General features: G+C 39.1%; 12 protein-coding genes. 5 read left to right on the top strand and 7 right to left on the bottom strand.

The features are described 5' to 3' along the window. The first annotated feature begins 176 nt into the window (after window positions 1-176). From VOI17_RS12195 to VOI17_RS12210, 4 genes are all read left to right on the top strand, one after another. Entirely contained in the window at window positions 177-932 is a 756-nt protein-coding gene (locus tag VOI17_RS12195) for an ABC transporter ATP-binding protein (protein WP_323757503.1), read from the top strand. A gap of 5 nt (window positions 933-937) precedes the next feature. After that, window positions 938-1,486, top strand: a complete 549-nt coding sequence (locus VOI17_RS12200; protein ID WP_323757504.1) for a cob(I)yrinic acid a,c-diamide adenosyltransferase — start codon at window positions 938-940, stop codon at window positions 1,484-1,486. Between the two features lie 245 nt (window positions 1,487-1,731). Further along, window positions 1,732-2,796, top strand: a complete 1,065-nt coding sequence (locus VOI17_RS12205) for a branched-chain amino acid aminotransferase (protein WP_323757505.1) — start codon at window positions 1,732-1,734, stop codon at window positions 2,794-2,796. 120 nt (window positions 2,797-2,916) lie between these two features. Beyond that, window positions 2,917-3,345 (top strand): hypothetical protein, encoded by a 429-nt coding sequence (locus VOI17_RS12210; protein ID WP_323757506.1) that lies wholly within the window; start codon window positions 2,917-2,919, stop codon window positions 3,343-3,345. A 1-nt stretch (window position 3,346) separates the two neighbouring features. On the opposite strand, the gene VOI17_RS12215 is transcribed toward VOI17_RS12210, so the two are convergent. The 6 genes from VOI17_RS12215 to VOI17_RS12240 form a co-directional block, all read right to left on the bottom strand. Next, entirely contained in the window at window positions 3,347-5,704 is a 2,358-nt protein-coding gene (locus tag VOI17_RS12215) for a TonB-dependent receptor (protein ID WP_323757507.1), read from the bottom strand. Window positions 5,705-5,713: 9 nt separating this feature from the next. Continuing rightward, on the bottom strand, window positions 5,714-6,421 hold the full coding sequence (locus tag VOI17_RS12220) for an RluA family pseudouridine synthase (protein WP_323757508.1): 708 nt from the start codon (window positions 6,419-6,421) through the stop codon (window positions 5,714-5,716). A 26-nt stretch (window positions 6,422-6,447) separates the two neighbouring features. Continuing rightward, window positions 6,448-7,533, bottom strand: a complete 1,086-nt coding sequence (locus VOI17_RS12225; protein ID WP_323757509.1) for a HAMP domain-containing sensor histidine kinase — start codon at window positions 7,531-7,533, stop codon at window positions 6,448-6,450. Between the two features lie 2 nt (window positions 7,534-7,535). Beyond that, window positions 7,536-8,222, bottom strand: coding sequence for a response regulator transcription factor (locus tag VOI17_RS12230; protein WP_323757510.1), 687 nt, complete (start codon window positions 8,220-8,222; stop codon window positions 7,536-7,538). Between the two features lie 84 nt (window positions 8,223-8,306). Further along, on the bottom strand, window positions 8,307-9,116 hold the full coding sequence (locus VOI17_RS12235) for a DUF3108 domain-containing protein (RefSeq protein WP_323757511.1): 810 nt from the start codon (window positions 9,114-9,116) through the stop codon (window positions 8,307-8,309). A gap of 47 nt (window positions 9,117-9,163) precedes the next feature. Continuing rightward, window positions 9,164-10,198, bottom strand: a complete 1,035-nt coding sequence (locus tag VOI17_RS12240) for an aminopeptidase (protein ID WP_323757512.1) — start codon at window positions 10,196-10,198, stop codon at window positions 9,164-9,166. A 109-nt stretch (window positions 10,199-10,307) separates the two neighbouring features. Here VOI17_RS12240 and recA point away from each other — a divergent pair, with 109 nt between their 5' ends. Continuing rightward, on the top strand, window positions 10,308-11,336 hold the full coding sequence (recA, locus tag VOI17_RS12245; protein WP_323757513.1) for a recombinase RecA: 1,029 nt from the start codon (window positions 10,308-10,310) through the stop codon (window positions 11,334-11,336). Window positions 11,337-11,410: 74 nt separating this feature from the next. Here recA and VOI17_RS12250 read toward each other — a convergent pair whose 3' ends face one another. After that, complete coding sequence (locus tag VOI17_RS12250) at window positions 11,411-12,655, bottom strand: ABC transporter permease (protein ID WP_323757593.1); 1,245 nt, start codon at window positions 12,653-12,655, stop codon at window positions 11,411-11,413. Between the last annotated feature and the right edge of the window lie 173 nt (window positions 12,656-12,828).

Below are 12,828 nucleotides of genomic sequence, written 5' to 3' on the forward strand. Positions count from 1 at the left end.
GACAATAAACCCTTCAATCCATTTGAGTATCCGCTCAAGGAATAAATATTGATAGCCGCTCTAGATTGCGTTGTTTTGTTTGTTGATTCCTATTAATTATTGAGTTGGGATTAAACTTTTGATTATTTTTTTAGTCTTGATTTAAACTTTATTGAACATACATCCGTCATACGAATATGAAAACAGTAATCAGTACAACAGATATTTCTAGAATTTATCAAATGGGAAGCGAAACTATTCGCGCCCTGAAATCGGTAACTATTGAAATTAAACAAGGAGAGTATGTTTCTTTCATGGGGCCGTCTGGTTCTGGTAAATCTACCTTGATGAACATGATCGGCTGTCTTGATACACCTTCTGGTGGACGCTATGTTCTAAACGGAATGGATGTGAGTGACATGACCGAGAATGAATTGGCCGAAGTTCGAAACAAAGAAATTGGCTTCGTTTTCCAAACATTTAACCTTTTACCCCGTGCAAGTTCATTAGAGAACGTTGCACTTCCTTTGATATATGCTGGTTATAGCAAATCTGAAAGAGAAGAAAAAGCTTTAGCAGCTTTAGACGGTGTTGGATTGAAGGATAGAGCACATCACAGGCCTAATGAACTTTCAGGTGGTCAACGTCAAAGAGTTGCAATTGCAAGAGCATTGGTAAACAACCCTTCAATCTTATTGGCCGATGAGCCAACTGGTAACCTTGATTCCAAAACTTCTTATGATATTATGGACCTGTTTGCCAAACTACACGACTCAGGCAACACCATTATCATGGTAACGCACGAAGATGATATTGCTCAGTACTCTCACAGAATTGTTAGAATGAGAGATGGTTTGATAGAAACTGACACAGTGAACGAAACGCCTACTAGAGGCAATCCAATCAAAGAGGCAGCTGAAAGAGCAGCAGCTGAAGCAGCGGCAGCACACTAATTATTGTGAAGATATATACAAAAACAGGAGATTCAGGCACCACCTCATTATTGGGTGGTGCTCGTGTTTCTAAGGCACATCTCCGAATTGAAGCTTACGGAACAGTAGACGAACTTAACTCCTTCTTAGGAGTTCTTCGTGATCAACCCGTGAATGAAAAGAGATTGGATTTACTAAAGGAAATTCAAGACAGACTTTTCACCCTTGGGGCCGAACTGGCAACAGAACCAGGAAAAGACAAAGTGGTGAAGCCCGACCTTCTTCCTTCAGACATTGAATTACTTGAAAAAGAAATGGACGAGATGGAAAAACACCTTGAGCCATTAAAGAATTTCATTCTGCCAGGCGGTCATCCATCAGTTTCATTCGCCCATGTCTCCCGATGTGTTTGCCGCAGGGCCGAACGTATTTGTATTGCCCTAAATGACGAATCGCCAGTGGATGCTTTAGTGATTCAGTACCTCAATCGGCTTTCAGATTTCTTTTTTATGTTAGGAAGGAAAATGGCGCAAGAGCTTGGCATTGAAGAGGTAAAGTGGGAACCTAGAAAATAATAAGTAAGTATTTACTTATTTCAAGGTTTAAACTCGCATTTCGAGAAACTCGATAAAAACACCTTTCTTTTTATACACAAAGAAATTTTACGATATTATATTCTGTTCTAAGAATTTATACGGAATAATATTTTGTATAACTAATTACACATGCTCGTAATTAGAACATTTCACGGTTTAGACCTATTTGATCAAACCTTGAAGTTTCGTAAATTTGAATTCATTCCCCATTAACCCGTTAGTACATGACAGACACAATTGATATTTCGATAAACAAGGTAGATCAATCCAGTATTGGTACACTTGACGTTCACAATATCCCATTTGCGAAGATTTATTCTGACCATATGTTTGAAGCGGATTATAGGGATGGAGAATGGAAAAATTTCCGAATTGTACCTTATCAAAACATTTCTGTAAGTCCAGCAAATAATACTTTGCATTATGCCATCACGGTATTTGAAGGTATGAAAGCTTACAAAAATGACGATGGTGAAGTATTACTTTTTAGGCCAGAGGCCAATGCCAAAAGATTAAACATTTCTGCTGAAAGAATGTGTATTCCTGAATTGCCAGAAGAGCTTTTCATGGAAGCATTAACAACCCTAATTAAACTTGACAGCCAATGGGTGCCTTCAGTACCTGGCACTTCTTTGTACATTCGCCCTTTCATTTTTGCAACGGACGAATACATCGGAATTAGACCATCTGATACCTTCAAGTTTATGATTATCACTTGTCCTGTTGGCGCCTATTACTCTGCGCCCGTCAATGTGAAAATTGAAACTAAGTTTTCAAGAGCTTTCCAAGGCGGAACTGGTTTTGCTAAAGCAGGTGGAAACTACGCTGCCAGCCTTTACCCAGCAAAAATGGCCAAAGCCCAAGGTTTTGACCAATTGATTTGGACAGACGCAGAAACGCACCAGTACATTGAAGAATCGGGTACAATGAATGTCATGTTCATTATCGGCAATACCATAATCACTGCTCCGGCTAGTGGAACCATTCTAAAAGGAATCACTAGAGACAGTGTATTGACTTTAGCACGCGAATGGGGCATGAAGGTAGAAGAACGTAAGGTGCCTGTAAAGGAGATCGTCGAAGCGGCTAAAAACGGCACGCTTCAGGAAGCTTTTGGAGTCGGCACTGCCGCTACTATTGCTCATATTGCTCGGATTGGTTTCGAAGATGAAGTATATGATTTGGGACCAATCGCAGAAAGAGAATTTTCGAATAAAGTACTTTTCGAACTGGATAGAATTAAAACAGGTAAGGTAGAAGATAAATTTAATTGGACCCTAAAGGTTTAATTTAACATCCCTTAACCAGTTTTTTTCTTTAATTGCAACCTTATGAAAGCAAAATGGCCATTCCTTGTAATCTGCCTTTTATTTGTATCTGAGGTAGTCTTTTCTCAAACCTATTTGGTCGTGAGAAAGAAAGGATCAATGCGTAAGTATGAGTACTTTGTAGGCTCTAAAATTGTGTACAGGCAAAAAGGCCAAGAGGTTTACTTTAGTGACCGAATCACTGAATTTGCGGACAGCACTTTGGTTTTAGAAAATAACATTCTTCATACAAGCCAAATTACAGAGATTGATGTAAGAGGTGCTGAATCTAACCGATCACAATTTCTGAGGGCATCTGAAACCCTTTTGCCAACTTTAGGGATTGGACTAATGGCTATTGACTTGTTCAATCACACCGTTGTAGATGGCCAAAAATTCTCACTCGACCGCAGCACAACAACTACAGCAGGTATTCTTGTAGTCACAGGATATACCATGAAACTCGTAAGAAGAAAAAAGGTAGACCTCACCAACCCCAAGTTTGAAATCTACATTGTTGGATTAAAGTAGGCTAGAAATCAATCACCACACCAAAAGTGGGAATCGTAGAACCATTATTGGTATCTGGGATTTCAATCAAATTTCTTGGCATAATCACTTCACCATTATCATCCAAGTCAAGGCCATACTGAGGAGATCGGGGTAATCTACTACCCAAAAGATTGGTTACTTCAACAAACAAGTTCAAAGACCATTTGCTGTAATTCCATTTCTTGTCTATCCTAACATCCAAAGAGTTGTAAGCCCTTAAACGCTCGTCTCCAAGTCTATCATAATCGTTAATGATCGTAGGGTATGAATCTTCAGTAGCCTCAATATTCACAGGCACAAAAGGAGCTTTACCCAAAAAACGGTTTCTGACTCCCAGCTCCCAGCTACTATTCAGTTTATAACCACCTGTAAAGGTCAGTAAGTGACGATTATCCCATAATGCTGGGCGGTAGCCTGTATCATTCAAGTCGGTATATTCGCTCCAAAATAGCGTATAAGCCAATATCCCGTAGAATCGTTTGTTCAGCTTTTGCTGATATAAAAGCTCCGCTCCATAGGCACGACCTTTCCCGATACTGGAAATATTTTCGCTACCAAATACTTCGAAATCTCCACCCAAATTAGCCAAAGAAACTCCGTCTCTGATGGATACGGGGTAGTTTGCATAGCGCTTATAGAACCCTTCAATAGTGAACCGGGTAGATAGCCTAGGCAGATACTCTAAACCCAATACATAATGATCCGTCCGAATGTAATCGGCACCTTGGTTTACAAATTCACCAGCATTATTTTGGAAGCCCAAAATGGTATAAGGAGGTATTTTAAAATAGCGACCAGTGGCAGCGTTAAGTGTGAATTTTTCAGATAAACGATAAGCCAAGGAAAGACGTGGCGACAGGTGTGCGATGTCATTAAAGCCATTATCGGTAAATGAATCAGCATCATTCCTAATTCCAAAAGATGCTTCCAGCTTATTGTTAAAAAATGCTTTTGCAGCCTGCACAAAAAGCCCATACTTAAAAAAGTCTATTTCAGAATTAAAGCTAAGCCCATTGTCGTTGTCAAAAGTCGTGTTTTCATAAGCCGACTTTTGCAGATTCAAGCCATATGACAATAACCAATCACCTAAGAACTTGGTAGCTTCAACCCTTAATTTTTGCTCTGTTTCTCTGGAGTTATTACTGAACAGTAAACCTGTTTCGGCAATATTATCTTCATACCTCACAAACTCGTTATTTAACACATTTGCGCTGAGGGTTGTTCTTAAAAAACCATTATTCATCTTGCGCTTCCAGCTAAAGCCCAAAGTTGAAGTCCACTGTTTGATAATGGCAATTTGATCTAAAGTAGCCTGTTGTTCTTGTGTAATGTCATCAGGAATGTTCACACTGAAATCGTCAATAGAGCCTACACCGATCAACGAGATCTCATTCTTATCGTCAATCTTGTGATCTACTTTATACTGATAATCCCAGTAATCTGGTAAAAACGGAAGGTCAATTAATTTAAAAAGGAATTGCAGGTATGATCTTCTCGCAGAAATAATAAAAGTAGTTTTTGCTTGTTCGTCTTCCTTTGGTAAAACCAATGGCCCTTCAAAAGTTAATGCAGCTTCGCTAGCACCCAATCTGAAATTGACGTTCCTATTACGTGAGTTTCCATTGCGCTGATTAAATTGTAATACCCCAGAAAGCGCATTGTCGTACTTAGCAGAAAATGAGCTTGTGCTGAGCGTTACATCTTCAATAAACGACACATTGAGCAAACCCACCGGGCCACCAGCACTCCCTTGTGTAGCAAAATGGTTGATGTTAGGAATCTCAACGCCATCTAAATAATATACGTTTTCGCTTGGGGCACCTCCCCTAATAATAATGTCGTTTCTAAAGCCTACTGAACCAGAAACACCAGGCAAAGACTGGACTACTTTGGCTATATCATTATTTCCACCAGGATAAGTAGCAATTTCTTCTCTGGATAAATTCTGAATGGAGTTTGGGTTTTCTATTCTGGAAGGGAAAGGACTGGCTGTCACTACTACTTCTCCTAACTCATCTTGAACCTCTTCTAGCTCAAAGATCAGTTCGGCATTACCCGCAGAGCGGACAATCACATTGAATTTAACCTGAGGTTTGAAACCCACAAACCTCGCTTCTACTTTATAGGTTTGCGTGGGCACCTTATCAATTTTAAAGAAGCCATTCGCATCCGTAACGGCACCCAAACTAGTTTCAGCCAAACTCACAGTGGCACCAATCAATGGTTGTTGATCTTTGGCCGAATAAACATAGCCTTGGAGTGTTGTTTGTGTTTGTCCGAGGAGTTGAATAGAGAAACTTAAACCTAAAATAAGGAAAGCAAAAAAACCTGACTTCATAATAATCTGTTACCTGTATTTCTTAAGGTGTTTGTATAACACCTGCATATCCTTAGGATAATCTGCTTTTACAGTAATTTGTTCAGAAAAATTATTGAAAGAGAGCGCGTAAGCGTGGAGTGCAAAACGTTGGATTACGGGTCTTTCTTCCTCTTCTCTTTTCAAATTGAATTTTTTCTTGAGCTGAGAAAGAAATAATGGTTTCCCACCGTACATTTCATCATTAATAATTGGCGCCTTTAAAGTAGCCAAGTGAATTCTAATTTGGTGCATTCTTCCAGTAATAGGCCTACACTCAATGAGTGAATTTGCCTTGAAATTCTCAAGCGTAGTGAAATAAGTCTCAGCTTCTTTTCCCTTTTCTTTATTAATCACCACAATACCCTTATCCAAAGGTAAAATGGACAGTGCTACTCGTTCTTCTCTAAACTCAGTAAGCCCATCTACAAAAGCATGGTAAACTTTGTTAATGTTCCTTTTCTCAAACTGAATAGAAGCATGGCGATAGGCTTCTGGGCCTTTAGCCAAGAGTAGACAGCCAGAAGTATCTTTATCTAATCTATGACAAACCGAAAGGTGCTCTGAATACTCCTTGGCAAGTTTTTGAACATTCCTAGGGTCATTTCGATCATCAAGAGAAGCCATGTGTGCTGGCTTGTTAATCACCAAAAAATGATCGTTTTCGTAGCAGATTAAATCTTCAAATTTAATTTTCATGAATGGCTAAAGTCTGGGTAATGGGCTTAATCCTCAGATTCAAAATCGTCCTCATCTATCGGATCTAAGTCTTCTTCTTTCGACAAAGGTAATTTAAAACTGAACGTAGACCCCTTACCGAAGGTACTTATCACCGATACTTTAGAATTATGGGCTTCCATGATGTGTTTTACAATGGCCAAGCCTAGACCCGTCCCTCCTTTCCTTCCTTTAGATCGACTTTTCTCAACCCTAAAAAAGCGCTCAAAAACCCTAGTCAAATCTTCTGGGGGAATGCCCATTCCCGTATCTCTCACAGACACATTTACATGGCCTGACGAAACGCTAAACCCAAGGATTATCTCGCCCTCATCCGTATATTTATTGGCATTGGACACCAAGTTTGTAAGCACACGGTAAATTTTTTCGGAATCGGCATACACGAAAATTGGGTGGTTATATTCCTGATCGAAACCAATATACAGCCCCTTCCTTTCTACCTTATTCTCAAACTGATCCAATACTTCACCGGCCATTTCAACAATATTGAAATGCTCAAAGTGCATTTTGGTTTCACCTAATTCTATCTGAGAAAGGGTGAGCAAATCATGAATCAAAGCATCTAGGCTGTCTAAGCTTCTAGCTGCTCTTTTTAAAAACTTGATTCTTACTTTACTGTCATCAATTGCGCCATCCAATAGGGTATGCACGAAACCCTGTGCTGCAAATACGGGGGTCTTTAATTCATGGCTTACATCCGCCAAAAACTCTCTTCGGAAAGTCTCCACTTTTTTAAGTTCTTCAATCTCTCTTTGCCTACCCATAGCGTAGGTGAAAATTTCCTGATTGATCCTTTTTAACGGGTTAAGATGCTTTCGCTCTTCTTCCTCTTCAATAAATGAGAAGTTCTTCCTACGGATTTTATTCAGTACTTCATAAATCTTACTGATTTCCTTAAATACCAGAAATTCGAAGGTAACGTAGGTGAAAATATAGGTAGCCGCAAACGAAATCAGGCCCCCAACAATGAGTGCCTGAACTGGTATTTCCGAAACCAAAGACAGAAAAGCTGTGGTAATAAGGCCTACAACAAAGGCCAAAAGCAATGCAACTGCCTTGGAATTAAAAAGCATTATTAATTAGATTCAAACTTATAGCCAACTCCTTTGACTGTGGTGATGTATCCATCTCCTATTTTCTCACGCACCTTACGGATGTGAACATCCACAGTTCTGGCCAACACATACACATCGGTTCCCCAGATGTTCTGCAATAAGTCGTCACGACTGAAAACTTTGTTCGGGTTTTGAGCAAGGAAATAAAGTAATTCAAACTCCTTTTTAGGAAGCGTGAATTGGTTGTCTAGTATGGTCACTGTGTAGCTTGTCTTGTCAATGGTAAGATCTCCAACAGTTACTTTTGGTGTAGATTTTCCCTTTTTTTCCTTTCTGAAATGAGCGCTAATACGACTCATTAAAGCGCGGGGCTTAATTGGTTTGGTGATGTAATCATCAGCTCCAGCATCAAATGCAGCAACCTCAGAATACTCTTCAGCCCTAGCGGTTAGGAAAGTAATATGGGCATTCACCATCTCAGGGAGTTCCCTGATTTGTCGACAAGTTTCTACTCCATCTTGATGGGGCATCATAATGTCTAACAAAACCAATTCCGGTTGAAATGTCTTTGCGATTTGTACTCCCTTTTTACCGTCTTCGGCTACTTTCACTTCGTAGCCCTCTTTTACAAGGTTGTATTTTAATAGCTCAAGGATATCCGGATCATCGTCTACCACTAGTACTCGGTGGTTTTGCTTAGCACCCATAATTCAAAAAATTAGTATTTACCTCAGTTCGATATGAGCAAATATATCTAAAAATTAAGTGCCCAATCTTAAAAAAAACAAGTTTTACTGAACAATCGATAAAGGATGTCGCAAGTTCTTTACACTCTTGACGTCAACTTCTAAATAGCCGACAAATATTTTTGCTTGAAACTTTAAAGGAATTTTATTGAGGTCGTCCGACAACCACACCTTTAACGTGTTATCTTCTTCAAAAAGACCGTCTTTTTTCATAATCGGAACTAGAATCAAAGCATTCACCTTTCCCAGTTTAGTTTTCACTACTTCCCTACCCATGAATTTGATACTAAAGGGCTTTTCTTTGTCATCAAAAAAGGTGTTGATGGTGATGATCTCACCTACCTTAATTTTATCAAAATCAATCATCCGTAAATAATAGTATCCACTCACCATGTCCTGCATTTCATTGGTGGTCATATCATGCTCAATTTTTTCTTTGAGCTGCCTGTTCTCTTTCTCAAGTTTGGCAACAGTCACTCTCTTATCGGTCTGATCGAAATAAAGGATTTCATTTTTGCGGAATCGACCTTCAGAAATAAAGCGATAGAATTGATGAGGCACATTACGGGTTGTATCAAAATAAGTACCCCAGTTATCTCTCACTGGCGAAAAGAAATCAAAAAGTCCTGATGTGTTTGCAAAGACATCTATTTTGAAAGTAGGCCTTCCTTTCATGGTATAGATAATGTCGCTAATCTTCAACTGAGCTTCTGCGGCTTTTATAAAACCAACGGTTGCTTTTAGCTCAATTTCTTCACCCGAATTAAAGGGTCTTTCTTTGGCCAACGGATAGCCTTGGGCGGTCAATTGTAAAGAAAATATAGAAAGAAAAAGTATTAGGAGTAAGTGCTTCATTCCATTTTTTATACTCCCATTGACAAACGCCATACCAAAAACTTAGATTATAGTGAAGGATACTTTGATTTAAGGTACTCAAGGTAACGTTTTAAATCACCTTGATACTTTAAATTTAATTCGTCTCTCAACACTTGTTGCTGCGAATTATACCTCAAATAGGACATAAAAAACGTGTTATTAGGTACATAAGTCTCAAAAAAACCTTTGTACACTTCTGACTTAAAACCAAGCCTACCAAAGTTTGTTCTGATCTGATCAATTTTATTTTTCTTCAATTCCTTTTTCTCCACTATTGGCAAATCTTTCATGGAAGTGTAAAGTGAATCCAACGATTTAGCGGCCTCCAGAATATATGCCTTGAAGAGTTCTTCGTCTACAATTTCACTTTGATATTGAAGTACCTCTGGAGCACCTTCTCCATATTTTGAACTGAGGTACATAATAGCTCCCCTGTCGCCAATAAACGAAGCTAAATTTTCATTGAAGGTAACCGAGTCTTTCACGAATAAGGTGCCGTGTGTAAGCTCATGGATAAGTAAACTTGCCAAATCTCCTTCAGAGCGATTTAGCATATTGGAAAGAATAGGGTCTTTGAACCATCCCAAGGTAGACCAGCCCCCAGCAGTTCTTAGCCCTACATCTAAACTATCTTTCGCTTTAATTTCATTGGCCAAGTCCACCGCCTTTTGTCGATCGAAAAATCCTTTATAAGGGAAATTGCCTACAATTGGGAACTTCCAGGTTTTAGGCGTGAAACTGTAGGGATCGCAGGCCGTCACTACATACATGGATGCTTTGCCTTGCTGATCAAATATTTCGGTGTAATTATCAGAGTAATTAATTGCCAGCGAATCGAAAGCAAAAGATCTGATTTGATCTACTAAAAGTGCCTTTTGCCGAAGTGAATCTGGAGTAGATGGATTGGCGATGTACTCATCAAGCGGAATAGTATTATTCACTACATGTAATTGCCCTCTCAGTTGAAATAAGCCATATCTGATCAACTGAAAGTTCCATACACAAAAGATGATGATCAATGCGATCACACCTAAACCAATCCTTTTTAACCACTTCTTCATACCAAATATTCACACGAAAATAAGCCTTATTTATTGAAAAGTTGAGTTGTGAATTGAAACCATTCCCACTATCTTCACAAACTATTCTGAACAAAATACCCAATCAATAATGAGTGATAAGTCTGAAAAATTAAAAGCATTACAATTAACCATAGATAAACTCGAAAAATCATACGGCAAGGGTGCTGTAATGAAACTAAGCGATGATAAGGTGGTTGATTTGCCTTCTATCTCAACCGGTTCTTTGGGATTAGATATCGCCTTAGGAATTGGCGGAATCCCTCGCGGAAGAGTCGTTGAAATATATGGACCAGAATCTTCTGGTAAAACCACCCTTTCTATGCATTGTATTGCAGAAGCACAAAAAAAGGGAGGTCTTGCGGCTTTTATTGATGCAGAACATGCATTTGACAAAGGTTACGCTGAAAAACTAGGTATTGACACTGAAAACTTACTCATATCTCAACCAGACAACGGTGAGCAGGCCTTAGAGATCGCTGAGCACCTTATTCGTTCTGGGGCCATAGATATTATTGTTATTGACTCCGTGGCTGCCTTGGTCCCTAAGGCGGAGCTAGAAGGAGAAATGGGTGATAGCAAAATGGGGCTACAAGCCAGGTTGATGTCTCAAGCTTTGAGAAAATTAACAGGAGCAATCAACAAAACAGGTTGTTGCTGTATTTTCATTAACCAATTGAGAGAGAAAATTGGTGTAATGTTCGGAAACCCAGAAACGACTACTGGTGGTAACGCACTAAAATTCTACGCTTCTGTGCGACTTGATATTAGAAGAATTGGGCAGATTAAAGAAAGTGCCGACAATATTCTAGGTAACAGAACCAGGGTTAAGGTAGTGAAGAACAAAGTAGCACCTCCGTTCAAAGTAGTTGAGTTCGATATCATGTATGGCCAAGGAATTTCTAAGGCTGGTGAAATAATCGATATTGGTGTTGAAATGGAGATTGTGAAAAAGGCAGGCTCTTGGTTCTCCTACAATGGAGAAAAGCTTGGACAGGGTCGTGATTCTGTTAAATCCTTAATAGAGGATAATCCAGAATTAATGGACGAGCTGGAAAGAAAAATCAAAGCCAGAATTAATGGTGAAGATGTAGCTGATGAAAAACCAGAAAAAAAATAACGACTAGAAAAAAGTAAAAAGGCCGAATTGCATTATGCAATTCGGCCTTTTTTATGTCTTATAGTTTAGGGTAATTAACCCGCCCTCATGGCTTCCACTGGATCTAATCGAGCCGCCTTAGCAGATGGCACTATTCCAGACACCACACCAATCACTGATGACACCACAACACCAAGTAATATGTTTTTCATACTAAGCGAAATTTCAAGTCCGCCCGCTGGAATGAATGTAAGAAAATACACAATCAGAACTCCCGTTGCTCCTCCAATAAGGCATAGGAAAATGGCCTCGAACAGAAACTGAAAAAGGATAAAGTAGTTTTTTGCACCCAATGATTTTTGAATTCCGATGATTTTGGTCCGCTCCTGTACCGAAACAAACATAATGTTCATAATACCAAAACCTCCTACTAGAATTGAAAAACCACCGATAATCCAACCTGCATAGCCAACAATATCAAATACTTGTCCGATGGCATCTGCAATGGCTTCAGGTCGGTTCAGAGCAAAGTTTGATTCTTCTTTTGGCTTTAGTCCTCTTACTTTTCTTAGCATTCCCTCCATTTCATTCTGAAGTTCTACCAAGCCAATATCTTCAACATAACCTTTAGCCGCAATCGAAGGACTCACACCAAACCTTCCCACGTAAAACATCTTGGTGAACATTTTATAGGGAATATAGATTCTTTCATCACTACTTGGCGTTCCCAAAAGGCTTTTACCTTCTTTAGCCAATACACCAATCACTACTAATTTCTGACCTCGGCTCGTAATACTTTTGCCAATTGGAGATTCGAACGGGAATAAAGAATTGGCTACCTCATCACCAATAATGGCCACATTTCGACCTCCTTCAATCTCTTGTGTAGTAAAATAGCGCCCATTAAGGATATCAACCTCATATACATCCTTGTACTCATTACTTACTCCATAGATGTTAATACTATTAATGCTACTGCTTTTATACTTCATGGTACTGCTTCGAATACCAAAAAAAGCGACATTACTGGCATTCTTTAAGTTCGACTTTAAGAATTCGAACTCATCATAAGTATTTGAAGGCCTTCTGAAATAGATATAAAAAGGAACATTGGGATCGCGCTGTACAAAATTCATTTTATCAACAGTCACTACATTAGAGCCCAAAAAGGAAAAACTATCCTTAATGTTTTTCTCTAAGGAATCCACTACCGTAAACACCGCTATAATCAGCATGATACCAATAGTTACCCCCAATAAGGAGAGCATCGTTCTAAGTAAGTTGGTTGACAGTACTTGCCAAGCAAACCTAATGCTTTCTCCAAGTAGCTTTAAAAACATTCCCACGTGTTGCGTATTTTAAATTAGTGACTTCTGTAGTTTCTTTACAAACGCAAAGAATCGAAAAAAGTAAACAGCTATCAATGCATTTTGGTTAAAAAGATCATTCTTGTTCTTGATCGGGTTTTTGTCCGCCTGAATGGCCAGACCTTTTATCTCTAAAATGAGATTAT

Source organism: Roseivirga sp., from assembly GCF_034669765.1.
Taxonomy (GTDB): domain Bacteria; phylum Bacteroidota; class Bacteroidia; order Cytophagales; family Cyclobacteriaceae; genus Roseivirga.